This window comes from Microbulbifer sp. ABM4_008, assembly GCF_056311705.1.
The window spans coordinates 1,419,885-1,446,254 of the sequence record NZ_CM149970.1; the positions used below are offsets into that span (position 1 = coordinate 1,419,885).

A 26,370-nucleotide genomic window follows, 5' to 3' on the forward strand; every position below is an offset into this window, starting at 1 on the left:
AATGCATGAATCATTTACTGTTCGGGAGATGACACGTAAAGAAGTGGGTTTACTGGTTGACTGGGCTGCACTTGAAGGCTGGAATCCGGGGTTGCACGATGCAGAAATTTTCTGGAAAACAGATCCAGAAGCTTACATTGCGGCGGAAGTTCGGGGTGACTTGATTGGAGGAGGGGCAATTACTGCGTACGGTGATGATTTCGGTTTTATGGGATTCTTTATCGTTAGGCCTGAATTCAGAGGTCATGGGTTTGGTAATAGACTTTGGTATATTCGACGGGACCGCTTAAAAACCCGGTTGAGGCCTGATGCAAGCATCGGTATGGATGGGGTATTTGCGATGCAGGATTACTATGCCCGCGGCGGTTTTAACTTCTCCCATCGGAATCTCCGTTATCGAGTCGAGCTTTCTGCTTTTGAGGGTGTGAGTACTCAATGCCCTGATGAAGTTATCCAGCTTAGTGAAGTTTCTTTCGATCAAATAATTGCTTACGACAGGACCTGCTTTCCCGCAAGTAGACGGGTATTTCTGAAAGCATGGATTTCCCAGCCAGAGGCTCTGAGTTTGGGCTATGTCCAATTTGGAAGTCTTTGTGGCTATGGTGTAATCAGGCGTTGCCGCAATGGATGTAAAGTCGGTCCTCTGTTTGCAAATAGCTATAAAGTGGCAGATACGTTGCTGAAGCGACTGGTCTCATTTGCAGATGATGGACCTATCTTTCTGGATGTGCCGGAAAATAATCCTGCGGCTATGTCGCTGGCCAAGCACTATGGAATGGAGGAAGTTTTTGGCTGCGCAAGGATGTACCTGGGGCCAATGCCGGATATTGCGCGGGACCGAATTTTTGGTGTAACGACATTTGAGCTGGGTTGATGCACAAGAGAAATCTGGAGGGTTACGCTGGGCGTCCACCTCATCCCCGTTGGCCTGATCAGGCCCGCATTGCAATTCAGTTTGTCTTGAACTTAGAGGAGGGATCAGAATCCACCAAGCTAAACGGCGATAGCCAATCGGAATCTTACCTACATGAACTTCCTGGCAGGCCTGCACGGGTTGGAGGGCGGGATTTCAGTGTAGAGAGTATGTATGAGTATGGTTCTCGCGCTGGTGTCTGGCGGCTTCTCGATATCTTTAATAGTTACAACGTACCTTTAACAGTTTTTGCTACCGGTCAGGCGTTAGAGCTTAATCCGATTTTAGCGCTGGCCCTGGTTGAAGCGGGACATGAGATTGCTGGCCATGGATACCGGTGGATTGATTATAAAGATACTCCTAAGGGTCGAGAAAAACACGATATTCAGCTCACTGTTAAGATAATCGAGCAGTTAACCGCTAGGCCTCCGTTTGGGTGGTATACAGGCCGGGTAAGCTCCCATACTAGATCATTGGTACGAGAAATTGATGGATTACTGTATACGTCAGATTCCTACAGTGATGATTTGCCATTCTGGGAACAGAAATCAGATTCATTGGTGGTGATTCCCTACACCTTGGTGAATAACGATATTCAGTACCTGCTGCCCAGTGGGTGCACGACTGCCGATGATTTCTTTTTATTGCTAAAAGGCGCTTTCGATCAGCTTTGGCGGGAAGGGAGCGTGAGTCCTAAGTTGATGAGTGTTGGACTACATGGGCGAGTCAGCGGCCACCCTGCCAGGGCTGCTGGAGTTTATCGTTTCTTGAAATATATCCAGCGATTTGAACCCATTTGGATTTGTCGCCGCAACGAGGTAGCGCAACATTGGATCTCCAATTTCTCTACCGCTAGGTAACTTGGGCGGTAGCTTTCCAAAGCGTTTGTGTGTGGAAAGTGTATGCGGTAACTATACCGGCCTCTTGTTGTGCAGATTTCCATTCTTCAGGGGTGATTTTGCTCTGTGCAATTAACTCTGCGGATACAGGCTCTATAAGTCCAATGATATTTTCCAGTAAGTTTTTACACCTAATCCCGTCACTTTTTCCATTGGCATTGATCACATGGGGTGAAACTACAACTTCGCTGATCTTTAGGGAGGATAGTACTGGAAAAAGATTAACGGCTATTTCAGGAGAACCGCGCCCATTGCCGTAGGCCAGCGTATTACGTGCACGGAAGCATTTCATTAGGTTGAACTTGTCGGGGCCAGTGTAATAGGTTGCGTCGTAAGGCTCGTGAATAATAAGTCTGCCACCGGGGCGTACAACGCGAATCATTTCTTGCAGCATGGTTTTTGGGTTTGGAAGATGTATCAAAACCAAGCGTGCAAAAGCTGCATCTACCGATGAATCTGCTAACCCTGATTTTTCTGCATTACAGAGCTTAAATTCTGTGTTGCAAAGCCCCAACATTTGGGCTGTTTGCTCGGCTTTGTTTAACTGGGCAGGCTGGATATCGAGGCCAATATAACTACCAGCGGATACCTCTTGCGCAATCCAGAGATTGGCGCCTGCACCACAACCAAACTCTGCTACTTGATAGTTTGAAGGAAAATGTATGTCTTCTGTATCCCCGTAGATTTTCCTCTGTAACAGCAGGCGTTTCTGCTCTGAGGCTTTTGCACCAAGTGAATAACTCTCCTTCATTTTCCCGGGGCACCTGTGGAGTTAAGAAATATTAAAATAGCCCAGTGGCTCTCTAACAATAGCTAGAAAGCAGTTTTTAGTGTGGTTGATGCGTTGGGTGTAGTAATTGGAGGGCGGTGTGGAAAGGCAAGGTGTCGGGCCTCGGGGTAACCCGAGGCCCGATTGGGCAATTAGTCGCGAGTGGGAATTGCCTGGACCACTTTAATAAAGTAATCCCAGAAATTGGCGACACTCTGGATATGTACCTTCTCTTCAGGAGAGTGAGCGCGGCGAATGGTTGGGCCAAAGGAAACCATATCCCAGTTGGGGTAGGGTTTGGCCAGCAATCCGCACTCCAGGCCGGCGTGAATAACTTTTACTTCAGCTTCCTCGCCAGTCATCTCTTTGTAGACATCCTTCATCATCGCCAGCAGCGGTGATTCGGGATTTGGTGTCCAGCCAGGGTAGTCGTTGTCCAGTGTTGTTTCTGCACCTGCCAGCTGGAAGGTGGCGGCGACATTGAGGCCGTGTTGGTCGCGGGCACTGTCAGAGAGGCTGCGTACAAGACATTGGATTTTTACTCGATGCTCACCGTTCTCCTCCATTGTTACAACACGGGCCAGATTGTTGGATGATTCAGCAATGCCTTCGAGAGCAGTGCTCATTCGCTCAACACCATTGGGGCAGCAGCGGATTGCGCGAATAAGGGTCAACTGGCTATCTGCGTCGAGGGTGTTGGCTGGAGTTTCGGTAGCTTCCAGGGTGATGTCCAGTGCCGCTTCATTGTCCAGTTCACGGGCAACTTGAGCGCTTTCGCTTTTTACAATTTCCTGTACTTTATCGACCGCTACTGAAGGCACGACAAGGGTTGTGAAGGATTCGCGGGGAATCGCATTGCGCAGGCTACCGCCATCCAGGCTGGCAATACGCAGCTCGGGGACCTGGGTTAGAGCGGCGTGGATAATGCGGTTTGCGATCTTGTTGGCATTGCCTCGGCCTTTGTCGATATCCAAGCCTGAATGCCCGCCACGGAGGCCGCGAACAGAGAGTTTTACTGCTTCGGCACCGGGCAGGATCGCTTCTGGCGTATAGGGCAGGCTGACATTGACGTCGACACCGCCGGCACAGCCGATATACAGCTCACCTTCATCTTCAGTATCCAGGTTGAGGAGCAGGTCAGCTTCAAAGTAGCCAGGCTTAAGATTCTTGGCGCCGGTCATGCCCGCTTCTTCATCGATTGTCAGCAGGGCTTCCAAGGCGGGGTGGGGAATATCAGTAGATTCCATCAGGGCCAGGATTGCGGCAACGCCAATACCATTGTCTGCGCCGAGTGTGGTGCCTTCCGCAGTTACCCAGTCTCCATCCACGTAGGGTTTGATTGAGTCGGTGAGAAAGTCGTGCTCAGTGTCGGCATTCTTCTGCGGCACCATATCCACATGGCTCTGCAGGGCCAGTGTCTTGCGGTTTTCCATACCTGGAGTGGCCGGCTTCTTGATAACAATATTGCCGATTTCATCCAGCTGAACGCCTAGGCCGCGTGCTTTAGCGAAGTTAACGATATGCTCCACTACGCGGTCTTCATGCTTGGATGGGCGTGGAATTTCACAGAGCTTGGAAAAGTGTGCCCACAGTGGAGTTGGGTTCAATTCAGCAATATTGCTCATGAGTGGCCTCGATTTATTCTATTGGTGCCGGAGCTATAAGTTAGCTGGTCGATCAAAGGTGGTGGGCTTTGGCCCCGGCAGGAAAGCCCGGCGAGCGCCGGGCTTGGGTAAATGTGCAGGAGTTTATTTTTGAGCCGCGTCGGCAGCCTCAGTTTTTTCAGCGTTCAGTTCAAAGGCGATGCGTCGTTTGTCTACATCGACAGACGCTACTTTAACTGAAACTTCCTGTTCTAGGTGGAAGCGTTTTTCATTGTGCGTAAGAACCAGGTGCTTGCCATCGAAGGTGGGCAGATTCTTCTTATCGCCATTCATGCGCACAAAGCCGTCAATACCAAAGTCGTCGAGTCGCACGCCGATGCCTGCGCCGTTTACCAGGGTAATTTTCCCTGTAAATTCCTGGCCAACTTTCTTCTCGATAAATTGAGCGTAGAGCCATTGCTCCAGGGCTCGGTTGGCCTGGCGACCGCGAATCAGGCTTTCCTGCAGGGATTCGATTTTATCATCGGCCAGGGTGGAGGCTTTCTCTCCCTGCGCAGCAGCGCGCAGAACGCGGTGGTTGTGCAGGTCGTTGTACTTGCGAATTGGAGAGGTGACGGTGGCGTAGGCCTCGAGGCCTAGTCCCAGGTGAGCCCCTACCTTGTTATCGAGCTGGCCCGGGCGCAGCATACGCTTGAGCACGGCTAGCAGGTTGTTCATCTGCGGCTCTTCATGGTTTTCCAGGTGCTTAACCAGTGCAAGGTAATGCTCCAGTTGCCCCAGATCGGCCTCTGCATGCTCAGGTAGCAGTTCTTTCAGCAGGCTGCGAACTTCTCCCATGCGCTCTTCGCGGAAGCCCAAGTGAACAGAGAAGCAGCCCTGCTCAATCTCGGCGAGTTTGCCACCCATGCTGATATTGGTAGCGAGCATGGCTTCCTCGACCATTCGCTGAGCGATATTGCGTTCCTGCTTTTCGATACACTCGATCTTGCGCTGATCGTTCAAGCGGATTTCATAGTCCGGGCGATCTTCCATTGCCAGTGAGTGGCTGGCACGGTATGCGGCGCGCGCTTCGTAGATCGCCGCCAAATTACGCAGACTGTCCTGTTGCTCCTGGGGCACGGCGGAGTCGTCACCCTCAATAAAGCGGCTGACTTGTTCATAGCTCAGTTTGTGCAGGGAGCGAATAGCGGCAAATTCATAGCGGCTATTACCAATGGTGCCATCGTTATCGATATCGATATGGATAACCAGGGCGGGGCGCAGCTCGCCGGGAACCAGGGAGAACAGGTTCTCACACAGGTTGCGGGGCAGCATGGGTAGGGTTTCGCCCGGTAAATACTGGCTGTGGGCCCGATTAAACGCCTCTTTATCCAGGGGGCTGTTCTCATCAATTAGCGACGATGGGTCTGCAATAGCAATGTGCAGGGTCCAGCCCCCGTCACGGCTGCTTACGGCCAGAGCGTCGTCCATATCGCGAGTGGTTTCCGCATCGATAGTTGCGAAGCCCAGCTCGGAAAGTTCGGTGCGCTCACCGGTAACTGTTGTCAGTTTCTCCGCAATTGTGTCCGCCTGCTTTTGTGCAGCGGCACCAAATTGCTCAGGCAGCTTGAATTGGGCGACAACATAGGCGTGTTCGATACCGGGCATATCGGGCTTGCCGATAACGGTTTCCACCTTGGCCTGGGCTCTGCCGTCTTTAAATGGATGGCGGTTTACTTTGCAGGCAATAAACTCTCCCGGCTGGGCCTTGCCGCGAGCCTTGGGAGGGAGAAAAATCCAGCGGGACAGGCCATTTTGCGTGGGCTGGATAAAGTGGCCCTGGCCGCGCTGTACATACTGGCCAACAAGGTAGTCGAGCTGGCTGTCGATCAATGCATCGAGCTCCGCCGCGAGTTTACCCTTGTTCTCCTCTGAGAGACTTACTCGAACCCGGTCACCGGGAAATACACGCTCCATTTCATTGGGAGGCAGGAAGGCTTCCCTCCCGTCATCCAACTCAACGAAGCCAAACTTGCCGTTACTGCCGCGAACCCGGCCTTCGGCAAACTCCTTACTGGAGCGAATATCTGTTTTCAGTTGCGAAAGTTGTTTTAGAGCGTCGGCATTCAGCATCGAGTTTATCTCTATGGGTCGATTTGGGCGCGGATTCTACCAGACCATACGCAGAGGATGTAACGCGCTTAGGCGGTGGAAATGATCTTAGTTGTCAGTGTTGTGAGGTTTCCAAAAATTTTTGAAAAAGTAGACATATTAAGGAAGGCTTCAAAAGGTGGTTCTTTGCCAGAAGATTTATACAGGAATCGTGTTCTCTTGAGGGGCAGTTATAGGAAATTTATGCGAGAGCCGCCAGCGGTAGGAGAGGGTCCGGTATTCAATACCAATTGATGGAGAAATAAGAGCGTAGAGCTAGCCGCCTGGATTAATGACTGGGCGGCCCAAGTTATTCCGGGGTGAATACCCATCCTAAAACTGTGCTTCTAGTGTGATGCTTTAGCTATTGCAAGGCTCATGTGTGCAAAATATGCAAACTTTGTCTGTGGAAGCTGGATATAATCTTATTCCAGATAAAAACAGATAAGGGCTGTGGTTGTTCCCCAGCTGTAGAACCGGCCTTCCGGAGAGGAACAGTTAATGAGTATTTTTTCCCATTCCGCCTACGATAAACACGAACAAGTGGCGTTTTACCAAGATGCAAAGAGTGGCTTGAAGGCCATTATCGCGGTACACAATACGAATTTGGGTCCTTCACTGGGTGGCTGCCGCATGTGGCCCTACGCCGACGATGGCGAGGCCCTGAATGATGTTCTTCGCCTTTCCCGTGGTATGACTTATAAGTCTGCGATGGCTGGTCTCAAGTTGGGTGGTGGCAAAGCCGTAATTATTGGTGATCCGCGCAAGGAAAAGACCCCTGAGTTACTGCGCGCTATGGGTGAGTTTATTAATACCCTGGGCGGCCGCTATATCACCGCTGAAGATTCCGGCACAAGTGTGTCTGATATGAGTGTTATCGGTGAGACAACCGAGTTTGTTTCCGGCCTGTTTGCGGGCTCCGAGTATGGTGGTGATCCTTCCCCTTCGACTGCTTACGGTGTGTTTGTCGGCCTGAAAGCTGCGGTAGAGCACCGCTGGGGCAAGACTGACCTGACCGGCTTAAAAGTGTCTATTCAGGGTGTGGGCAACGTTGGTTTCCGCCTGGGTAAACTATTGAAAGATGCCGGTGCGGAACTGTTTGTCACCGATATTTTCCAAGACAACATCGATCGCGCGGTTACCGAGCTGGGTGCCATAGCCGTAACTGCCGATGAGATTTTTGACCTGGACGTAGATCTGTTTGCCCCCTGTGCGATGGGAGCAATTCTCAACGATGACACCATCAGCCGCTTGAAAGTGCAGGCTATTGCTGGTGCGGCCAACAACCAGTTGGCGGAAGAGCACCATGCTGAAGTGCTTCGCGAGAAAGGTATTTTGTACGCACCGGACTATGTCATTAATGCTGGCGGTATTATCGACGTTTACTACCAGCAAAAAGGTGATTACGACGCTGCAGAAGTGCGCGCTCATATCGAAGAGATTGGCAGCACGATGAAAGAAGTGTTCGAGCGTGCCGATGAAACCGGCCAGACCACCGCTCACGTAGCGGACCGGGTTGCCGAGGAGCGCTTTGGTCACCATACGGTTGTAGGCGAGGCCGAAGACAAGTCTGGTACTGTGGCAGCGTAATGTTTTCAGCGCAGGAGTAGAGCTGGTGACCTGATTCCTTGGGCGATTGTCATCTCGCTTCTCTCTGTGATGTATTGATTTGGGCACTTCGGTGCCCATTTTTTTGCCTGGAATATTTGCTAAATTGCAGTTGGTAAAAGGTTTTGCTGACACTCTGGAGGAAAGCTGGCCTAAACTTGCCATCCTGAAATTGCGGTTTTTTAAAAGGGAGTGACAATATGGACTTGCGTCCGCTACTTATCAGCGTTGCCATCGCTATTACTGGCCTTACCGCTTGCGGAAAGTCTACCGATGATACGCCTCATGCGCTTTCGGTGGATAAGGAAGCAGCAGCCAGTAGTAAGGCTGCTGCATCCGATAAAGAGGCGTATGTCCCGCCACCCAAGTTGGAGATTCCTTTCCATAAGGAAGTATTGCCCAATGGCTTGACGGTGATTGTGCATGAAGACCACAAAGCCCCCGTTGTTTCTACCAATCTCTGGTACAAAGTAGGCTCTAAGGATGAGCCGCCAGGTAAAACCGGATTTGCTCATTTATTTGAGCACTTGATGTTTAACGGTAGCGAAAACTTTCCAGGGGAATATTTCGAACCCTTCCAGCGCTCTGGGGCCACCGATATGAATGGCACCACCAGCAATGACCGTACCAATTATTTTGTCACCGTGCCCAAAGGCGCCCTGGATATGGCGCTGTGGATGGAGTCCGACCGAATGGGGCATTTTAAAGGTGCAATTACCCAGGAGGTTTTGGATGAGCAGCGCGGTGTTGTAAAGAATGAAAAGCGCCAGGGGGAGAATGCACCTTATGGCAAAGCGTTCGATATTATTGCCAAGAGCACCTTCCCCAAAGGACACCCCTATTCGTGGACGCCGATTGGCTCGATGGAGGACCTGGACAACGCCAGTCTTGCAGATGTCAAAAAATGGTTTGAGGACCATTATCAGCCCGCTAATGCAGTTTTGGTAATTGCGGGTGATGTTACGGTCAAAGATGCGATGGCCAAGGTGCGCAAATATTTTGGTGATATCCCGAGCACAGGAGTGCAACCGCGCATTAAGAATTGGGAACTACCCACCCAAGTGAAAAAGAGGGAGGTGGTTTACGACCAGGTGCCCCAAACGCGAATTTACAAGGTTTGGAATGTGCCCGCAGTGGGTAGCGAAGTGGAAGATGCGCTGGAATTAATGACTTCCCTTCTCGCCAATAGAAAAAACTCTCTTCTTTACCGCCGCTTGGTTCGCGATGAGCAAGTGGCCACCAGTGTCAGTGCTTTTTATTACGGCCGTCAGCTTGCAGGGCAGTTGATGATTATCGTCGATGTGAAACCCGGGCAGTCTGTAGAAAAAGTTGAAGACTTACTGAATAAAGAATTAAAGCAATTCGCAAAAAATGGTGTGAATGCGGATGAGCTACGCCGGGTTAAACAGAGTGAGTTTGCCGGGCTGGTAAAGGGGTTGGAAAAAACCGGTGGTTTTGGTGGTAAGAGTGACATCCTTGCCCAGTCGGAGTTTTATTTTGGCGATCCCGGAGCCTTGATCGAAGGCGTAGAGGATTATGCAAAAGTATCCGCTCTCGAAGTTCAAGAAGTGGCTGAGCAGTGGTTGAAAGAGGACTCCTACACCTTAATTATGGAGCCGAAGCAGAAGTATACGGCAGCGGCGGAGGGTGCTGACCGCAGCAAGCTCCCCGAGGTAGACAAAAATGTAGAGCTGGAACTGCCAAAACAAAAAGAATTTACCCTCAAAAATGGATTAAAGGTTGTTCTGGCCGAACGCCACGATACTCCCGTGGTACTGATGAATCTACAATTTCGCAGTGGCGCCTCCGCAGATAAAAATAAGCCGGGTCTGGCTTCAGTTGCGGCGCAAATGCTGAACGAAGGTGCGGGTGATCTGGATAGCCTGGAATTTAGCTCTCGCTCAGAAGAGCTTGGTGTAAATATTGGTGGTGGTAGCGGCCTTGATTATAACAATATCAGCATGAGTGCCCTTAAGACGCAGCTGGAGCCATCGCTGGAGCTATTTGAGAAGGTGGTTACTGAACCTCGTTTCCCCGAGTCCGACCTGGAGCGGGTTAAGTCCAATCGCCTGGATGCAATAGCCCAGGAAAAAGCCCAGCCTCAGGGCTTGGCTATGCGTGAACTGCCGCCGCTGCTATTTGGAGAAAACCACCCTTATGGCTCTCCCTTGACGGGATCGGGTACTCCCGAGGGAATTAAGTCCATAACCCGTGAGGATCTGGTTAATTTCCAAAAGACCTGGGTGCGTCCGGATAATGCAACCCTGACGATCGTGGGGGATGTTACTGAAAAAGAAATTGAGCCTTTGCTAAATGAGACGCTCGGAAAGTGGACTGCTCCTAAATCAGAGCTTCCCAAAATTGAAGTTGCCAAGGTGCCCCGCCCAGAAAAAGCTCGAGTTTATTTGCTTGACCGCCCCGGCGCACAACAGAGTTATATCATGGCAGGTCTGTTGATGCCGCCTTGGCAGCCGCAGGGCGCTGAAGCTTTTGATGCGATGACAAATATTATTGCCGGAAAGTTTACGTCCAGGGTCAATATGAATCTTCGTGAGAACAAGCATTGGTCCTATGGTGCCCGCGCGGTTTCCCTCGATACAGAAGGGCAGCGTCCCTATATCCTCTTTGCTCCTGTGCAAACTGATAAAACAGCTCCAGCCATTAAGGAATTGGTAAAAGAGTATGAGGAATACTTAGGAGAGCGTCCTATTACTGCAAAAGAGCTTGAGGACTACCAGAATGACGAAGTCCTGAAGCAAAGTGCTCGATTCCAGACCAAAGGGCAATTGCTTTCCAGTATTAATTGGCAGGTGGAGAAGGGGCTTCCAGAGGAATATATTGCCGAATATCCACAGCGGGTTTCAGCACTGAATAAGGAAAAAGTAGAGGCTTCCGCGAAGGAGTATCTTGCGCCAGATCAATTCACCTGGGTGATTGTTGGGGATCTGAGTAAGATTAAAGGCGAGGTTGAAGCCTTGGATATTGGCCCCGTTGAGGTGCTTCCTGCAAAGGACTGATTTGAATTATTTCCCCGCCCTGTTTGGGCGGGGAAATAGGGTTTAAGCTTTAAAACTGGGGCGCTCTTTAAGTTGTTCACGCCACCTGATTAGATGAGAGTGCTTGGACGGATCGGGTCGAAGGTTTTGAACTTTGCCGAAATCCAGTCCGCAAACCATGCTGATATCGGCCACTGAAAAATAGTCACCAACCAGGTATTCATGGTCTGAAAAGTGGTTGTCGAGGGTATCCATAAACTTCAAGGCTCGCTTGCCTGAATCCTCACCAAAATCGGGGTAAACATTCATCCGGTCCTTAAAGAAACCGGAAACGTGCTGGAAACACATCCCGACAGGAAACATAAGGTTAAAGTCGGCACGGCGATTCCACATTTCCACCAGTGCTTTTTCCTTGGGGGTGCGGCCGAAGAGTGGTGGCTCTGGGTGTAGCTCCTCAAAATAACGCTGAATGGCCACTGATTCCGCAATGTAAGTGCCGTCATCCAGCTCCATTACGGGTACTTTTTTATTGATATCTTTGCTTCGAAACTCTGAGCTAAGATTTTCCCCTTTTGTAATATCTATTCCGACATATTCTGCATCTAACCCCTTTTCTGCCATAAACATGCGAACACGTCGACAGTTTGGTGCTGCTGCGAACTCATAGATTTTCATAGAGGCTTCCTCTCGCCTGGGTAATTGCGTAGATTGTGCGATCTTGGTAAAGGACGTTAAGAATCTAAAAGAGATCTACTGGGGACGACAATGACAACAAAGACCAACCGAAGCTACTTTGTCAACCGCGCAGCCGCCGTGGCTTTGTCGGTATTTGCCGGGCTTTTTAGTTTACAGGCTGGGGCCGAGAGCATCGCAATTTACGCTGGCAAATTATTTGATAGCAGTAATGGAAAATTATTGGAAGACCGCACCATTCATATTGTCGATGGGCGGGTTGAGTCAGTACAGAAGGGGTTTGCCAAGCGCGATCGAGAGCGCTTGGTCGACTTGAGAGAATATACGGTATTGCCAGGTTTGATGGATATGCACAGCCATCTCACTTACGAGTTTGGGCCGCGTGCTTATATGGAGTCTTTCAGCTGGAATACTGCCGATTTTACCTTGCGCGGCGTGGATGCTGCTCATCGCACTCTACAGGCTGGATTTACCACGATTCGAAATCTTGGTGATCACGACAATGTGACTGTGAGTTTACGTAATGCAATCAACAAAGGCCTGGTGGAAGGTCCGCGTATTTATACGGCGGCAAAGACAATCGCAACTACCGGTGGGCACGCTGACCCCACCAATGGGCTCAGGCAGGACTTGATGGGGAACCCTGGCCCGGTGGATGGTGTTATTGATGGGCCTATCAGCGCGCGCAAAGCGATTCGTCAACGCTATAAGGACGGCGCTGACCTGATCAAGATCACCGCGACTGGTGGAGTCTTGAGTGTGGCAAAGAGCGGCCAGAACCCTCAATTTATGCAGGATGAGTTGGAGGCAATTGTTGAGGCTGCTAAGGACTATGGTTTCACAGTTGCAGTACATGCCCACGGTAAGGAGGGAATGATCCGCGCAATTCGTGCTGGAGTGGACTCCATTGAACACGGCACCTATATGGATAATGAGGTGATGGACCTGATGCGCCGTAACAACACCTGGTTTGTGCCGACTCTAATGGCTGGCGAGTGGGTGACAGAAAAATCGGCGATTGAAGGCTTCCTGCCGGACCTGGTGCGCCCGAAAGCCGCGACTATGGGGCCTTTAATGCAGGATACTTTTAGCCGCGCTCACAAGCGCGGAGTAAAAATTGCATTTGGAACCGATACCGGTGTTACCCGTCACGGCAATAATGCTCGTGAATTCTTATTGATGGTGCAGGGTGGAATGAGCCCGGCCGATGCACTGCGTTCAGCGACTTGGAACGCGGCCCAACTACTGCAAGTACAGGATGAACTGGGCAGCATTAGCGAGGGCAAGATAGCCGATATTATCGCTGTGGCAGGAAATCCCCTGGAAGATATTTCGGAAATGCAACGGGTTCTGTTTGTGATGAAAGAAGGCGTTATTTACAAAGAATCCAGCGAGCTGCCAAGCGATGTGTTTCTTGAGCAAGATATCAGCGGTTAGCCGGTAGGGAAGAACGGCAGTGAAACAGCAAGGCTGTTGGTGCTGTTTCACTGCTGACAAGATATTAGCTATTACGGGGCAGCAGGGAAGAACCGAAATGGACTATGAATATATTCAAGTTCCGAATGGCCCCAAGAGCCGTGTATCCTTCCTGCCTCCGTATGTGAGTAGCTATTGCTCCGTATTAGTCCTCGAGTTCGTATACCAGATCCAGATTGACGGTAAGTGTGGTTTCTCCCGGTGAAATGGGGGTGGAAGCGCTGTCTTTCATGGCCGCCATTTCAGTGCGGTACATGGGGCGTGGCATACCGCCGTTGCCATTTTCTGAAATACTGACAATGCGACGCACTTTTGTACCCAGCGCTTTTGCGTACATTTCTGCACGTTCCTGGGCGTCTTCAAGGGCTTTCTCCCGGGCTTTGGCTTGAACTGGAGCAGGTTCACCAATTTCGAAGCTCGGACCGTTGATCTGGTTGGCTCCAGCGGCGGTAAGATTGTCCAAGACCTTGCCGAGTTCATCCAGTTTGCGAACCTTTACGCTGACGGTATTTCGCGCGGTGTAACCAGTGATTCGGGGTTTTTTGTTTTGCTGGTACTGGTAGCGCGGAGACAGGTTAACGCCTGTGGTTTGAATATCTTTCTTGTTGATACCCGATTTCTTGATGGCGGCCATTAAAGACTCCATCTGATTGGCGTTATCGCGCATTGCCTGTTTGCTGTCCTCTGACTCGGTCACCACTCCGACAGAAATTTTTGCGATATCAGGAACCTGACTTGCCTCCCCCCGTGCAGCGATGGATACCATGGTCCCCCGGTCTTCTGGAGCCCGCTCGTTACCACAGGCTGTGGCGAGCAGGGCGAGAAGGGAAATTACTGAAATTTTTACTGCTTTCATAACGCTTCCTTATCCATTGAGTGCTGATTATTGTGACGAAAATGGCGCCATTATTTTATAGATTGAATCCTGAACCGCAGCTGAGCCCGTGTGCCTTTTAGGTGTGAAATATGCTCTAGCGGCGGTAGTAAAAATCACTCCGTTCTCTTAGCTCTGAAGCTTTAAGAGTTAAAAACCTGCTGGTAAGTTTCATCCTTATCGTGATAGATGGCGAATCCCAGCCTGAGAAACTGTTGTCGGCGATCACACAGAACTGCTCGAGCCTTGAGTTCTTCCTGAACCCTCTGTGAGATTTCTGGTTGTGAGCAGTTAAATGTGAAAAAGTGGCCGTGACCTTCTTCCAGATCATGACAAATCAAGTTGTTGCGATTCAAGATGGGATGGTCTGAGTTATCCATGCTATTCAGGAATCGGGTTTGCGCATTGAGAACATAGCTGTGTATTTTCTCGATGGTAATGCCTTCGCGATGGAATAAATCGAAAATAGCCAGGGCTTTGTAGAGTGTTGAATAGTCCATGGTCGCCCCGGCAAAGCGCAGCCAATTGTCGCTATATCCGACTTCTTCCGAGTGATTCTCCAGCTCAGCCATTTCTGCGAACCAGCCGGTATTTACAGGGCGCAGTGTACAGTTCGCAGGAATTGTCATAAAACACAGGCCTTCACCGGCGCCTAGGTACTTATATGATCCTGCCGTAAAGAAAACCTTGTCTGCAACGGTTGAAAGATCGATTGGGCGAGCAAAAAAACCGTGATATCCGTCGATAACGAATTGTGTGTCGTGCGGTTTCTGTGCTGCAACCTCCAGCAGCCGGGGAAATACCACACCGGAGTCAAAAAATACCAGGCTGGCATAGGCCAGATGGTATTCATTTTTATGTAGCTCGGTCTCAAATCTTTCCGCCAGGGTGGCGTAGGGTTCTTTGGCAACTCTCGTTACCTCTACTTGAGGAAGCTCTTCCAGACGTTGTAATTGGCGAGTAAAACTGTAGAACTCTCCGTCTGTAGTGAGAATGCGCAATGGTTTACTGGGATCGAATGAACTCAGTAGCCGATACACTAGTTCATGGGTATTTGGGGCTATAGCGATCAAGTCTGCCCTGGGTAGGTTGAGGGATTTTGCGATCGCCGCTTGCCATGAGGGTATCTTCTCCTCAAAAATTGGCCCCCATTTTTCATCGGCCAGAAGTGCTGAATCGCGCCAGTACTGCTGTACTGCATCAAGGGTAACATCGGGCCAGTAGTGGTGGGAGTGGCAAGCCATGTGCAGCATGGAAGAGGGGCTGCCACTGGGCGCCTGAAGGAACTCGCGATAGAATTTTTTATACATATGCGTTTAGCTTTAAAAAGCCGATTTATTTGTTATGGGCTGATTGTAGAGCTTGGCAACAAGAAGGAGTAGAGGGTGAAGTACTTACACACCATGGTTCGCGTAACCAATCTGGATGAATCTCTGGCGTTTTACTGTGAAAAGCTGGGCCTGCAGGTCGTTAGTCGAAATGATTATGATAAAGGGCGTTTCACCCTAGTGTATCTCGCAGCTCCCGAGGATCTTGAAGCGGCCAGGGAGAATAAGGCCCCGACACTGGAACTCACTTACAATTGGGACCCGGAAAGCTACACTGGCGGGCGGAATTTCGGACACTTGGCATATCGGGTAAATGATATTTACGGGGTGTGCCAACGCATGATGGATCAGGGGGTGGTCATCAATAGGCCTCCGAGAGACGGCCATATGGCATTTCTTCGCTCCCCAGATGGGATTTCCATTGAGTTGCTGCAAAGTGGAGAGCCCCTCCCACCCCAGGAGCCCTGGATGTCTATGGATAATCAGGGTGAGTGGTAGCCCGGGATAGTTGAAGCCTGAGATAAATTCTGACGGCCAAGAAAAAGAGAAAGTGAGTGAAAAATACCAGTTGTATTCTACTGGCCGGAGAGACGGCTGCGCGGCGCATACGTGAAGAGGGGTTGTCCCAGAGACAATTTTCGACGCTGGTCGGCGCTTCCGGCGGTCCCAAGTGGCTGGTGATTAGCCAGTTGGATCGGGTATTGATGGGGGAGTTCTTCAAGGCGCGGAGCGAGCCAATTGTCACCTTGGGATCATCTATCGGTAGTTTTCGCAACATGTGTTACGCAATGGCAGAGCCGCTATCAGCACTTGAACGATTAGAGCATCACTACATCTACCAAGCCTATTCTGACAAGCCCTCCCCTGAAGAGATTACTGCCGGCGGTCGCAAGATGCTGCAGGCAGTGTTGGGTGCTGAAGGTGCTCGCGAGGTAGTGGAAAATCCCATTTGGCACAGCCACTTTGTGGCGGTCAGGGGCAGGGGGCCACTGGCCAGTGAAAACAAGGCGCTGTTGGCGCCGGCATTACTCGCCTCGGCACTGGCAAATGCTGTATCTCGCAACAGCCTGAGCGCTTTTTGGGAGCGGGTGGTTTTTCATTCGCAAAAGTCGGCAGGCATTCACTTCCAGAACCTGAGCACCGAAAATATTCCGCTGACCGAGCAAAATACCTGTGCTGCTGTACTGGCCAGTGGCTGTATCCCTTTGGTAATGACAGGGGTGCAGACACCGGAGGGAGCTCCACAGGGTAATTATCGCGATGGCGGTATCACCGATTACCACTTTGATCTGCGCTTCCGCCACCCCCAGGGCTTAGTGCTCTACCCGCACTTTTTCCCCTATATGGTGCCCGGCTGGTTTGATAAAGGGCTCTCTTGGCGACGGGTTCGCGGAGATGCCATGCAATCCACTCTGGTTGTGGCTCCTTCGCCCAAATTCGTTGCCTCCTTGCCCTATGGAAAAATTCCAGACCGCAATGATTTCTACAAGCTCGACCGTGAAGACCGTTTGAAGTACTGGGGGCGGGTGGTTGATCTCAGTCGCCGGGTGGCAGATGATTTTTATGAAATTTGGCAAAGTGGCCGGGCGGCTGAACATTTAATTGAGGTGGGTGCGGAGGATGTCCCTCATATGTTGGAGCAGGTTAGGGCAGCATAGGTATGGCGCAGGAATTTAACAGTCCCCAGGAAGAGTACCGCACAACCCAGGAGAGGGTTTATTTTCAGGTGCGGGATGCCATTCTGCGGGGAAAGTTTTTGCCGGGTAGGGCAATTACTATTCGGGGCCTGGCCTCGGAGCTTAATTGCAGTCCAATGCCGGTTCGCGAAGCGTTGCGCCGCCTGACTTCGGAGCGGGCCCTGGAGCTGTCAGATACCCGCCGGGTCAGGGTACCGACAATGACCCCGGAAAAACTGGCAGAGATTTGTGCCGCTCGCGTGGCCCTGGAGTGTCAGGCCGCTGAACAGGCACTGCCATTGGTCGGGGATGCTGAATTAGCGCAACTTCGGGAGCTGGATGAGCGTGTAACAGAAGCTCTCGCTCAGAAAGACATCGAGCGCTATGTAACCACTAATCTGGAATTTCACTTTACCCTTTATCGCCTGGGGCAGCCCCATATCATCCTGTCCCTTATCGAGAGCCTGTGGCTACAGACAGCTCCCCTCCAGCACTTGGTTTTCCAGCGCTTTGGCGTGCAGGAGCTGCCAGACCGGCATCAAGATCTGCTCGAAGCTATTGCCAGTAAAGATGAGTTGAAGGTGCGCAAAGCCATTCAGCAGGATATTGAAGAGGGGCTCGGCTCTATCTCTGCAGAGGAGCTGCTGTAGCGGCTCCTTCCCCCCCAGTTGACTATTTAGTTTCCACTTTTTCTCCTCGCACTGGCGCAATTCGACCTTATGTTTTCGGTAAGGGCAGATAGACCTTGCGCTTCTGTCGATGGCCCCACTAGAATGTGATCACAAATTAGTGGTAACGATTTGGCCTTTTGAGCCCGATTGGTGGGCGCTGAGCAAGGCCTGTGAAAGCCAGGAGAGAAATATGAACAAGACTGAGCTGCAGCAACACGACCGTGAGCACCTGCTACACCCATTTACTGACTTCCATGACTTGGGCCAGCAGGGGACCCGTGTGATTACCAGCGCCGAGGGCGCGTACATCACCGATATTGATGGCAACAAAATGCTTGATGGCATGTCAGGCCTCTGGTGTTGCAACCTCGGCTACAGCCGCAAAGAAATCAGCAATGCGATCTACGAGCAGCTGAATACCCTGCCTTTCTATAACAGCTTCTTCCAGTGCACTACGGTGCCCTCGATTGAACTCGCCGACGCCCTGGCTGAAGTGACCCCGGCGCATATGAACAATGTGTTCTTCACGGGTTCCGGTTCCGAGGCAAATGATACTAACCTGCGCCTGATCCGCCGTTTCTGGGATATCCAGGAAAAGCCGGAGAAGCGCATCGTTATTTCCCGTAAGAATGGCTATCACGGCTCTACCATTGCCGGTGCCAGCCTGGGTGGCATGAGCGGTATGCACAAGCAATTCCAGCCGCTCGACTACATTGAGTACGTACAGCAGCCCTACTGGTTTGGTGAGGGCGGCGATATGTCTCCAGAGGAGTTTGGTATCCAAGCGGCTCACAGCCTGGATGAGAAAATCCAGGAGTTGGGCCCGGATAATGTTGCGGCGTTTATCGCTGAGCCAATCCAGGGTGCTGGCGGCGTAATTATCCCGCCGGAAACCTACTGGCCGGAAGTCAAGAAGGTGCTGGACCAGTACGACATCCTGCTGGTGATGGATGAAGTGATTTTTGGTTTCGGTCGTACCGGTGAGTGGTTCGGTGCCGACTATTACGGCATGAAGCCCGACCTGATGACTTTCGCCAAAGCAGTAACCAATGGCTACTTCCCCCTGGGCGGTACCATGGTGAGTGATCGTGTCGCTGAGGTGATCAAAACCAAAGGTGGCGAGTTTACCCACGGTTACACCTACTCCGCGCACCCGGCTGCCTGTATGGCAGGTCTGGCAACTATCAATATTCTGCGCAACGAGAAGATTATCGAGAATGTCCGCGATGTAACCGGCCCCTATTTGTCCAAGCGCTGGGCTGAACTGGCGGAGCACCCGATCGTTGGCGAAACCCGCAGTTTGGGTATGGTCGGTGCCTTGGAGCTGGTAAAAGATAAGGCCAGCCGCGCTCGTTTTGATGATGACTGCACCGCTGGTGCGGTATGTCGTGACCTGAGTATCAAGCACGGTTTGGTGATGCGCGCCGTTGGCGATGCCATGGTTATCGCACCACCGCTGATTATGACCACTGAGCAGGTCGATGAGCTGGTAGAAAAAGCGCACCGCGCCCTGGACGACACTGCTAAAGCACTGGCGTAACATAGCGGCAAGATACTCTGTTGCAGAGGCGGTCTGGTACCCCGTTTTCCATGATTTGAATGGAAAAGCGGTGTTGGGCCGTCTCTGCGTTTAGATTGAATCACCCCAGGCACCTTATGTCTCAAGAAAAAGAATTCACTGCCCAGCCCGATCTGCTGGAGCAGTCGCAAAAATTCCTGGCAGAGCACTCGGACCTAAAGTGGATCGAAGGCTTTATGTTCGATATCAATGGCGTGCCGCGAGGGAAGTGGTTGCCGGCAGAAGCTGCGGAGAAATTGCTCAAGGGCAGTCTGCAAATGCCGCGTAGCGCGGTCAGTCTCGATATCTGGGGGCGGGATATCGAAGACAGCCCGCTGGTATTTGCCAGTGGAGACAGCGATGGCGTTTGTCTGCCGGTTTCGCCTATTAGCCTGGCGCCCTGGCATCGCGAGTCCACTGCCCAGCTGCATATGCAGTTGCATGAGGCAGATGGCTCCTCTCTTTATGCCGATCCCCGCAGCCAGTTGCAACGTGTGGTAGAGCGTCTCGGCAAACTGGGTTATACCGCCGTGTGTGCGACCGAGCTGGAATTCTATCTGCTCCGCGATGAGGTGGATCATCTGGCGCGTCCGCGCCCGGTTAGCGATAACGACGCCGAGCTGGTGCCTTCCACCGACGTTTACGATCTGTCCGAGCTCAATGCACAGCGACACTTCTTTGCCGATGTGCGAGCTGCCTGCGAGGCACAGGGTATTCCCGCAGATTCAGTATTGTCGGAGTGTGCGCCGGGACAGTTTGAAATCAACCTGTTGCACAGTGCCGATCCCGTTAAAGTGGCCGACCAAACATTACTGTTTAAGCGCTTGTTAAAAGGGGTGGCGCGCAGTCACGGCTTCCGCGTGAGTACCATGGCCAAGCCTTTCGGGGATCAGGCGGGTAACGGAATGCACGTGCATATGAGTTTGATCGACGCCAATGGGAAGAACGTTTTTGATGACGGTTCTGACACTGGCTCCGATTTACTGCGTTATGCCGCAGCAGGAATGTTGGCGACTGCCAACGATGCGATGGCGTTTTTCGCACCTCACAGCAACTCCTATCGCCGCTTCCAGGAGAGCTCTCACGCACCGCTGAACCTCTGCTGGGGATACGATAATCGCACTACAACTTTGCGTGTGCCCGCCAGTGATCCTGTGGCACGGCGTATCGAGCACCGCATTGCCGGGGCGGATGTAAACCCCTATTTGGTGTTAGCTGCGATTCTCACTGGTGTGTGTCATGGCATTGAGAACCAGATGGAAGCGCCTGCACCTGTGGAAGGCGATGCCTATCAGGTGGAGAGTGAGAAGTTGATCAATACCTGGAGTGGTGCACTGGAGCGCTTTGAGCAGAGCCCTTTGTGGCGCGAGTACCTTGATCCGCGCTTTGTGGAATTGTTCTCTCTGTTGAAAAGACAGGAGCAAGCAGAGATAGCTGCCCGCGTTACCGATGTTGAATACCAGAGTTATCTGCATCGGGTATAAACATTGGCGGTGTGCTTTAGCGTCGATTGCCGTTTTAGTGAACGGCTTTCACGACAGGAGAGTTAGTGGGGAGTATTTCCTCTGCTATACCTAAATTTAAGTGCGTAATGTACTTGAAACTCTCCTCCTGAAAGTGTGTTCGAGAAATCTGGCCCGCCTTTTGGCGGGCATTTTTTTATTTTTGATTGACTTATTTCCACTTCCTGTTCGTGTTAATCCCTTCTTTTAAAGTTGCCATGGCTTGAGTGCATCGATTGACACGGTGTGCGGTTGCTGGGCTTTTGTTGCTATTTTGGCTTGCGAGCACACATCCTTGGGCCAGGATACCAAGAGTGTGGACCGCTTCCGCCTAGCAGTCATTTCTCCGCCAGTGTATTCTTCCGCTTTACCAGCGAGGCACCCCAGATGGTCGGCTTTTAGACGTTGGCATTCGCAGAATGTCTGTGCGAGAGCGGATAATGTTATGGGGTATAAGAATATTGCAGATGGGGAAACTATGACCGCCTTGGGAAATTGTGCAGACGGTCCAACGGCTGGCGAGACGCAGCCACTAAAAATATGCCTTTTGGGGTATCGCAGCAATCCACACAGTGGTGGTCAGGGCATCTACCTGCGCTACCTGAGTAAAGCACTGGTAGATGCTGGTCACTCCGTGGATGTTATTTCTGGCCAGCCCTACCCAGAACTCGATGAGCGCGTAAAGCTCATCAAAATGCCAGGGTTGAATCTCTATGAAGTTGAGCGTCCAGCGCGGGCCTTGAAACCTCGCCACCTGCTGTCATGGGCGGATTTTTTTGAATGGTGGAGTAAGCTTACCGGCGGTTTTGCAGAGCCTTATACGTTTGGCCGTCGGGTAAATAAATACCTGCGCAAGCACGGCAAACAATACGACATTGTTCACGATAACCAATCACTGTGTTACGGCTTGCTGGATATCGAAAAAAATGGATTGCCTGTTGTCGCGACAATTCATCACCCCATTACCCGGGATCGTCAACTGGCATTAGATGCCGCCCCCGATTGGCGTTTTCGTTTGCTGGTACGTCGCTGGCATAATTTTTTGAATATGCAGATCAAGGTGTCGCGGAAACTTCGCCATATCGTGACCGTTTCCAGGCAATCTGAGCGGGATATTATCGAGCAGTTTGGCGTGGCTCCCGAACAGATTCACCTGATTTACAACGGTATTGATACGGAATTATTCAACCCAGGGGCAGAGAATAAGCGCTTGCCTCTGCGAATTATGACCACCGCATCGGCAGACCAGCCGCTCAAAGGTCTGCGCTTTTTATTGCAGGCGCTGGCGGAATTGCGCCAGGAATATGAAAACATAGAGTTGTTGGTGGTTGGCAAATTACGCGAAGGTGGCGCCACGGAACGCTTGCTTCACGATCTGGATCTTCAGGATAGGGTTCAGTTTGTCTCCGGTATTTCTAACGAAGAACTGGTCGATAATTACCGCAAGGCTACAGCGGTAGTTTGCCCATCGCTCTACGAAGGATTTGGTTTACCTGCCGGGGAGGCAATGGCATGTGGTGCTCCGGTAGTATCCAGTGACGGGGGTGCTTTGCCTGAGGTGGTTGGGGATGCCGGAATCGTGGTCCCTGCAGGAAATCACGAAGCTTTGGCTAATGCCCTGCGCCAGGTTTTATCCAGCGAAGCGCTGCGAAAAGAACTCAGTGAGAAAGGTCGCCAGCGCATTGAAAATAAATTTTCCTGGAAAATCGCTGCAGAGAGTTTGGTGAAATATTACCGGGAAATTCTCGGACATACACTGGCGGAACAACCCAGTAGTCATGAAATAGAAACTCCGAATATGCGCAGTGCGGAGGCGGCTTGATGATTACTGTAGATCCCCAGCACTTAAATCTTCGCCCTGGCCAAAAAGTCCTCGACTTGGGGTGCGGTGAAGGGCGCCATTCTATCCACTTGATGATCACTGATGATGTTGATGTTTACGGCATTGACCTGTGTTTTGATGATGTGCGCACTGCCAGTGAGCGAGCGGAACCTTTCCGCTCTCCCGAGCATTCAAAGGGTCGCTTGCAGTTCGGAGTTGCCAATGGCTTGCAACTGCCATTTGCCGATGGGAGTTTTGATGTGGTTATCTGCTCAGAGGTACTTGAGCATATCCCCGATTACAAGTCTGTCCTGGCTGAGATTAACCGGGTATTAAAACCCTCTGGTATTTTTGCCGCGACAGTACCGGCATTTTTTCCCGAGTGGGTGTGCTGGAAACTCAGCGATGAATACCATCAGGTTGAGGGTGGGCATATCCGAATATTCCGCGAGCGCGAGCTGCGAGAGGATATTGAAAGGCTGGGACACCACTATTTTGCCCGGCATAAGGCCCATGCGTTACATGCACCTTACTGGTGGTTAAAGTGTTTGTTTTGGGACAAGCCCGATTCCCGTTTGGTCTCTGCCTATCACCGCCTGTTGGTGTGGGATCTGATGAAGAAACCAGCCTTTACCCGGATTCTCGAAAAACTATTGAACCCGCTGTTGGGAAAAAGTATCGCTCTCTATTTTGTGAAACCTGCCGGGTCGACACAACGAGTGGATGCGGCCCTCTCCCTGCCTGAGGGAGTTGAAGCATGAGTAAAATTTCTGTGCCGGCAAAAGCTTCTGGTCTTTTCCCTGAAGGATTTATCCAGGATAGCGCCGCCTATATTCTCTCCCAGCAGCTCCCCGATGGTTCAATTCCCTGGTTTAAAGGGGGCTATGCCGACCCCTGGGATCATGTTGAGGCCGCTATGGGGCTCGCCATTGCCGGAGAGTTCAGTGCTGCTGAAAACGCTTATTGCTGGTTGGCTGAGATTCAGCTGGAAGACGGCAGCTGGTGGGCCGCTTATAAAGATGGCGATATAGACAACCGGGAGCGCCGTGAAACCAATTTTGTTGCCTATGTGGCAACAGGAATTTGGCAATACTTTCTGGTTAGTAGAGACACACTGTTTTTACAGCGCTATTGGCCGATGGTGGAGCGTGCAATCGAGTTTGTATTGCGCTTGCAAACGGAATTTGGCGAAATTCATTGGGCGGTAGATTCAGAGGGCGCCCCTATGAAAGATGCCCTGATCACCGGTTGTTCTTCCATTTATAAAAGTCTGGAATGCGCAATTAATATTGCCCACCAGCTAGGGGTTGCTCGCCCTCAATGGATACTTGCCCGGGAAGCTTTGGGCGATGCGCTGCGCAATAAACCGGAGCGCTTTGATCGCACCTGGGAAAGCAAGGCGCGCTTTTCAATGGATTGGTTTTATCCCGTATTAACCGGTGCCTTTTCTGGTGAGGCAGCGCAGTTGCGTCTTCAGCAGCGCTGGGATGAGTTTGTCGTGGCTGGTTTGGGATGTCGTTGCGTCAGTGATGAGCCCTGGGTGACGGTGGCTGAATCCTGCGAACTCACTATGTCCCTAATCGCTGCTGGCCAGCGTTCGCGGGCGGAAATTTTGTATCGCGGCTTGCACCGCTGGCAGGATAAAGATGGGGGCTACTGGACCGGTTATGTCTACCGGGATGAGGCCATCTGGCCGGAGGAAAAAACCACCTGGACTGTAGGGGCCATGCTTCTGGCTGCCGATGCGCTCGCCGGATTAACGCCAGCGAGCGAGCTGTTTACATCGGTGCGCCTGCCCCTAAATGCGGCGCAGGATTCCCAGGGTGTCGACAGTTTCGACGAGCTCGAATTGAGCGGAAGCCAGGGCTAGTTTGTAAATATCGTAGGGCGCCTGGCCGCCATCGGCGGGGTCCGGGAAAATGTCGTGGATCGCCAGGTAGCCACCGGGCACGATATGGCGGGACCAGCTGCGATAATCGGTCATGGCCGCTTCCAGGGAGTGGCCGCCGTCAATAAATACGAGACCCAAAGGGGTATTCCAGCAGCGTGCAGCTGTTGCGGAGAGGGCGACGACGGGAACAACCCAGTCATCCAATTCAGCCGCGCGAATATTCGCGCGGAAAGTGCGAAAACTGTCCATTAAATTGGCCTGGCCATCAAACAGTTCGGGATCGTGATACTCCTCTCCGGGCTGGTGCTCTTCAGAACCTCGATGGTGGTCCACGGCGAACAGGACGTTATCGGTCAGCTTACAGGCACTGGCCAGGTAAATTGATGATTTGCCGCAGTAGCTGCCCACTTCAAGACAGGGACCCAGTGAGCTGGCTTCAGCTGCCAGGTGGTAGAGAGCTTCCCCTTCATGGGCGGCGAGGAAACCTTTAATTGCTCGAATATCAATAGGTAGATTTAGGGACATGGGTAAACGCTTGCTATTTTTCGTGGCCGAAACACTAAACTGCCACTAATACAAAAGCAATTGGGTTTTTACTCAGGGCTCCGTAAATCCCATAAAATATAAGTAGAAATTAAAATATGCGTAAGGATCACAGGCCCTATTGGCTCAAGCGACTGCAGCTGCGTTGGCGAAAATGGCGAACAGAGTATTTCCTTCTGCCACAATTCGATGCGGTTGGGGTTGAGCCGGAAGTAATGGACCCGGGTTCTGTCCATGTTTTTGGCGGAAATGTTCGGCTCGGAAATTATCCTCACTTAATCTCCAACAACGAGAAGTGTATTCGCTTTACCACTTTTGGGCACAAGGGGGGAGAGGCATTTATTACTATTGGGGATTTCGTATTGATCTCTCCAGGGGTACGTATTTCTGCGGCTCAATCTATTGAGATTGGCGACGCCTGTATGATCGCAGCCAATGTGTATATTTCCGATTCTGATTGGCATGGGCTCTACAATCGCACGCGGCCCTTCCGTTGTACCTCCCCGGTGCGCCTGGGTAACAATGTTTGGATTGGAGATAGTGCAACCATCTGCAAAGGTGTCACTATCGGTGATAATTCTGTAGTGGGAGCCGGCAGTATCGTCACCAAGGATGTCCCCGCAAATACGGTTGTCGCCGGTAATCCGGCAAAACCCATTAAATCAATTAATCCCAAGCGGCGAATGATTACCCGGGAGGCATTATTTGCCGATGCCTTTCGCCAAGCGCATAATCTGGATGAATTGGATAAGATGATGTTGGGTGGGAACACCTTATTGGGTTGGTTGCGCTCGGTATTCTTTCCCCGCCGTAGCGATTGAATGTGTAAGTATTAATAAAATGAAAAAAAGAAAAAGTATTGTCCTGATTGGAATGCCCGGCGCCGGTAAAAGTACGCTGGGGGTGTTGTTGGCAAAGGAGCTGGCACTGGGGTTTACAGATACTGATGTTCTGATCCAGTCCAGAGAGGGCAAGACTTTGCAGCAAATTATGGCTGAAAGTGACTATCTTAATCTCCGCGCCATTGAAGGGGAGGTATTAGCTGAGGCCACCCTCCCCAGTGATGTTATTGCCACTGGAGGAAGCGCAGTCTATAGCGAAGAGGGCATGGCGAATCTACGCAGTCAGGGTGTGGTAGTGTTTCTTCAGTGTTCAGCGGAGGAATTGCGTCGGCGTATCCATAATTATGAAAGCCGTGGCATTGCGAAGGCGCCCGGGCAGTCTTTTGCGGACTTATTTGAAGAGCGACAGGCCCTTTACCGGCAATATGCAGAAATAACGGTGGATTGTGACAGTAAATCACTGCAGGAAACGCTTGATCATTTACTTAATGCGCTGCGGGAGCTTGCAGAGTAACCGAAATTTTCTCAGTAAGCCCCATGCGTTAAAGCAAGGGGCTTTACTTTTCACACTTTTG

The 26,370-nt window shown here is 51.4% G+C and carries 22 protein-coding genes; 15 read left to right on the plus strand and 7 right to left on the minus strand.

From position 1 onward, the window contains the following. The first annotated feature begins 1 nt into the window (after position 1). Positions 2-874, plus strand: a complete 873-nt coding sequence (locus ACYX4J_RS06210) for a GNAT family N-acetyltransferase (RefSeq protein WP_444907727.1) — start codon at positions 2-4, stop codon at positions 872-874. Further along, entirely contained in the window at positions 874-1,773 is a 900-nt protein-coding gene (locus ACYX4J_RS06215) for a polysaccharide deacetylase family protein (protein ID WP_444907728.1), read from the plus strand. Before ACYX4J_RS06210 ends, ACYX4J_RS06215 begins: the two co-directional genes overlap by 1 nt. On the opposite strand, the gene ACYX4J_RS06220 is transcribed toward ACYX4J_RS06215, so the two are convergent. From ACYX4J_RS06220 to ACYX4J_RS06230, 3 genes are all read right to left on the minus strand, one after another. Then, positions 1,766-2,563 carry a class I SAM-dependent methyltransferase gene (locus ACYX4J_RS06220; protein ID WP_444907729.1) on the minus strand — a complete coding sequence of 266 codons (798 nt, stop codon included), beginning with the start codon at positions 2,561-2,563 and terminating at the stop codon, positions 1,766-1,768. The genes ACYX4J_RS06215 and ACYX4J_RS06220 overlap by 8 nt on opposite strands. Positions 2,564-2,733: 170 nt before the next feature. Then, the gene (locus ACYX4J_RS06225) at positions 2,734-4,206 is read right to left on the minus strand and encodes an aminoacyl-histidine dipeptidase (RefSeq protein ID WP_475709706.1); all 1,473 of its coding nucleotides are present in this window, start codon (positions 4,204-4,206) and stop codon (positions 2,734-2,736) included. A 123-nt stretch (positions 4,207-4,329) separates the two neighbouring features. Then, on the minus strand, positions 4,330-6,297 hold the full coding sequence (locus ACYX4J_RS06230) for a VacB/RNase II family 3'-5' exoribonuclease (RefSeq protein ID WP_476178101.1): 1,968 nt from the start codon (positions 6,295-6,297) through the stop codon (positions 4,330-4,332). A gap of 519 nt (positions 6,298-6,816) precedes the next feature. Between ACYX4J_RS06230 and ACYX4J_RS06235 the strand changes: the two genes are divergently transcribed. Both ACYX4J_RS06235 and ACYX4J_RS06240 read left to right on the plus strand, forming a co-directional pair. Further along, positions 6,817-7,905, plus strand: coding sequence for a Glu/Leu/Phe/Val dehydrogenase dimerization domain-containing protein (locus ACYX4J_RS06235; RefSeq protein ID WP_476178102.1), 1,089 nt, complete (start codon positions 6,817-6,819; stop codon positions 7,903-7,905). A gap of 218 nt (positions 7,906-8,123) precedes the next feature. Further along, the gene (locus tag ACYX4J_RS06240) at positions 8,124-10,940 is read left to right on the plus strand and encodes a M16 family metallopeptidase (RefSeq protein ID WP_444936292.1); all 2,817 of its coding nucleotides are present in this window, start codon (positions 8,124-8,126) and stop codon (positions 10,938-10,940) included. 42 nt (positions 10,941-10,982) lie between these two features. On the opposite strand, the gene ACYX4J_RS06245 is transcribed toward ACYX4J_RS06240, so the two are convergent. After that, the gene (locus ACYX4J_RS06245) at positions 10,983-11,594 is read right to left on the minus strand and encodes a glutathione S-transferase family protein (protein ID WP_444897963.1); all 612 of its coding nucleotides are present in this window, start codon (positions 11,592-11,594) and stop codon (positions 10,983-10,985) included. Between the two features lie 90 nt (positions 11,595-11,684). Between ACYX4J_RS06245 and ACYX4J_RS06250 the strand changes: the two genes are divergently transcribed. Continuing rightward, the gene (locus ACYX4J_RS06250; RefSeq protein ID WP_444897962.1) at positions 11,685-13,049 is read left to right on the plus strand and encodes a metal-dependent hydrolase family protein; all 1,365 of its coding nucleotides are present in this window, start codon (positions 11,685-11,687) and stop codon (positions 13,047-13,049) included. Positions 13,050-13,233: 184 nt separating this feature from the next. Here ACYX4J_RS06250 and ACYX4J_RS06255 read toward each other — a convergent pair whose 3' ends face one another. Continuing rightward, positions 13,234-13,944: an SIMPL domain-containing protein gene (locus ACYX4J_RS06255; RefSeq protein WP_444893270.1), complete on the minus strand. Its 711-nt coding sequence runs from the start codon at positions 13,942-13,944 to the stop codon at positions 13,234-13,236. A gap of 161 nt (positions 13,945-14,105) precedes the next feature. Then, positions 14,106-15,272, minus strand: a complete 1,167-nt coding sequence (locus ACYX4J_RS06260; RefSeq protein WP_476178103.1) for an aminotransferase class V-fold PLP-dependent enzyme — start codon at positions 15,270-15,272, stop codon at positions 14,106-14,108. Positions 15,273-15,347: 75 nt separating this feature from the next. Here ACYX4J_RS06260 and ACYX4J_RS06265 point away from each other — a divergent pair, with 75 nt between their 5' ends. From ACYX4J_RS06265 to ACYX4J_RS06300, 8 genes are all read left to right on the plus strand, one after another. Beyond that, complete coding sequence (locus ACYX4J_RS06265; protein ID WP_444897960.1) at positions 15,348-15,788, plus strand: VOC family protein; 441 nt, start codon at positions 15,348-15,350, stop codon at positions 15,786-15,788. Between the two features lie 56 nt (positions 15,789-15,844). Further along, positions 15,845-16,948, plus strand: coding sequence for a hypothetical protein (locus tag ACYX4J_RS06270; protein ID WP_476178104.1), 1,104 nt, complete (start codon positions 15,845-15,847; stop codon positions 16,946-16,948). A 2-nt stretch (positions 16,949-16,950) separates the two neighbouring features. After that, positions 16,951-17,616 carry a GntR family transcriptional regulator gene (locus tag ACYX4J_RS06275; protein ID WP_444907738.1) on the plus strand — a complete coding sequence of 222 codons (666 nt, stop codon included), beginning with the start codon at positions 16,951-16,953 and terminating at the stop codon, positions 17,614-17,616. A gap of 211 nt (positions 17,617-17,827) precedes the next feature. Next, positions 17,828-19,177 carry an aspartate aminotransferase family protein gene (locus tag ACYX4J_RS06280; protein WP_476178105.1) on the plus strand — a complete coding sequence of 450 codons (1,350 nt, stop codon included), beginning with the start codon at positions 17,828-17,830 and terminating at the stop codon, positions 19,175-19,177. Positions 19,178-19,293: 116 nt separating this feature from the next. After that, positions 19,294-20,679, plus strand: coding sequence for a glutamine synthetase family protein (locus tag ACYX4J_RS06285; protein WP_413662690.1), 1,386 nt, complete (start codon positions 19,294-19,296; stop codon positions 20,677-20,679). 463 nt (positions 20,680-21,142) lie between these two features. Continuing rightward, positions 21,143-22,519 carry a glycosyltransferase family 4 protein gene (locus tag ACYX4J_RS06290; RefSeq protein WP_476178106.1) on the plus strand — a complete coding sequence of 459 codons (1,377 nt, stop codon included), beginning with the start codon at positions 21,143-21,145 and terminating at the stop codon, positions 22,517-22,519. Continuing rightward, a complete protein-coding gene (locus tag ACYX4J_RS06295) occupies positions 22,519-23,280 on the plus strand; it encodes a class I SAM-dependent methyltransferase (protein WP_476178107.1) in 762 nt (253 codons plus the stop codon). Before ACYX4J_RS06290 ends, ACYX4J_RS06295 begins: the two co-directional genes overlap by 1 nt. Next, positions 23,277-24,389 carry a prenyltransferase/squalene oxidase repeat-containing protein gene (locus ACYX4J_RS06300; protein ID WP_476178108.1) on the plus strand — a complete coding sequence of 371 codons (1,113 nt, stop codon included), beginning with the start codon at positions 23,277-23,279 and terminating at the stop codon, positions 24,387-24,389. Before ACYX4J_RS06295 ends, ACYX4J_RS06300 begins: the two co-directional genes overlap by 4 nt. Here ACYX4J_RS06300 and ACYX4J_RS06305 read toward each other — a convergent pair. Beyond that, complete coding sequence (locus tag ACYX4J_RS06305) at positions 24,318-24,935, minus strand: class I SAM-dependent methyltransferase (protein ID WP_476178109.1); 618 nt, start codon at positions 24,933-24,935, stop codon at positions 24,318-24,320. The genes ACYX4J_RS06300 and ACYX4J_RS06305 overlap by 72 nt on opposite strands. Positions 24,936-25,051: 116 nt before the next feature. On the opposite strand from ACYX4J_RS06305, the gene ACYX4J_RS06310 reads away from it, so the two are divergent. Then, complete coding sequence (locus tag ACYX4J_RS06310) at positions 25,052-25,774, plus strand: acyltransferase (protein ID WP_413662686.1); 723 nt, start codon at positions 25,052-25,054, stop codon at positions 25,772-25,774. A gap of 19 nt (positions 25,775-25,793) precedes the next feature. Continuing rightward, complete coding sequence (locus ACYX4J_RS06315) at positions 25,794-26,309, plus strand: shikimate kinase (RefSeq protein ID WP_413662685.1); 516 nt, start codon at positions 25,794-25,796, stop codon at positions 26,307-26,309. The last annotated feature ends 61 nt before the right edge of the window (positions 26,310-26,370 follow it).

Coding starts and splice junctions, on each gene's coding strand:
- ACYX4J_RS06210 (WP_444907727.1), top strand. CDS start 2: ATGCATGAATCATTTACTGTTCGGGAGATGACACGTAAAGAAGTGGGT.
- ACYX4J_RS06215 (WP_444907728.1), top strand. CDS start 874: ATGCACAAGAGAAATCTGGAGGGTTACGCTGGGCGTCCACCTCATCCC.
- ACYX4J_RS06220 (WP_444907729.1), bottom strand. CDS start 2,563: ATGAAGGAGAGTTATTCACTTGGTGCAAAAGCCTCAGAGCAGAAACGC.
- ACYX4J_RS06225 (WP_475709706.1), bottom strand. CDS start 4,206: ATGAGCAATATTGCTGAATTGAACCCAACTCCACTGTGGGCACACTTT.
- ACYX4J_RS06230 (WP_476178101.1), bottom strand. CDS start 6,297: ATGCTGAATGCCGACGCTCTAAAACAACTTTCGCAACTGAAAACAGAT.
- ACYX4J_RS06235 (WP_476178102.1), top strand. CDS start 6,817: ATGAGTATTTTTTCCCATTCCGCCTACGATAAACACGAACAAGTGGCG.
- ACYX4J_RS06240 (WP_444936292.1), top strand. CDS start 8,124: ATGGACTTGCGTCCGCTACTTATCAGCGTTGCCATCGCTATTACTGGC.
- ACYX4J_RS06245 (WP_444897963.1), bottom strand. CDS start 11,594: ATGAAAATCTATGAGTTCGCAGCAGCACCAAACTGTCGACGTGTTCGC.
- ACYX4J_RS06250 (WP_444897962.1), top strand. CDS start 11,685: ATGACAACAAAGACCAACCGAAGCTACTTTGTCAACCGCGCAGCCGCC.
- ACYX4J_RS06255 (WP_444893270.1), bottom strand. CDS start 13,944: ATGAAAGCAGTAAAAATTTCAGTAATTTCCCTTCTCGCCCTGCTCGCC.
- ACYX4J_RS06260 (WP_476178103.1), bottom strand. CDS start 15,272: ATGTATAAAAAATTCTATCGCGAGTTCCTTCAGGCGCCCAGTGGCAGC.
- ACYX4J_RS06275 (WP_444907738.1), top strand. CDS start 16,951: ATGGCGCAGGAATTTAACAGTCCCCAGGAAGAGTACCGCACAACCCAG.
- ACYX4J_RS06280 (WP_476178105.1), top strand. CDS start 17,828: ATGAACAAGACTGAGCTGCAGCAACACGACCGTGAGCACCTGCTACAC.
- ACYX4J_RS06285 (WP_413662690.1), top strand. CDS start 19,294: ATGTCTCAAGAAAAAGAATTCACTGCCCAGCCCGATCTGCTGGAGCAG.
- ACYX4J_RS06290 (WP_476178106.1), top strand. CDS start 21,143: ATGGGGTATAAGAATATTGCAGATGGGGAAACTATGACCGCCTTGGGA.
- ACYX4J_RS06295 (WP_476178107.1), top strand. CDS start 22,519: ATGATTACTGTAGATCCCCAGCACTTAAATCTTCGCCCTGGCCAAAAA.
- ACYX4J_RS06300 (WP_476178108.1), top strand. CDS start 23,277: ATGAGTAAAATTTCTGTGCCGGCAAAAGCTTCTGGTCTTTTCCCTGAA.
- ACYX4J_RS06305 (WP_476178109.1), bottom strand. CDS start 24,935: ATGTCCCTAAATCTACCTATTGATATTCGAGCAATTAAAGGTTTCCTC.
- ACYX4J_RS06310 (WP_413662686.1), top strand. CDS start 25,052: ATGCGTAAGGATCACAGGCCCTATTGGCTCAAGCGACTGCAGCTGCGT.
- ACYX4J_RS06315 (WP_413662685.1), top strand. CDS start 25,794: ATGAAAAAAAGAAAAAGTATTGTCCTGATTGGAATGCCCGGCGCCGGT.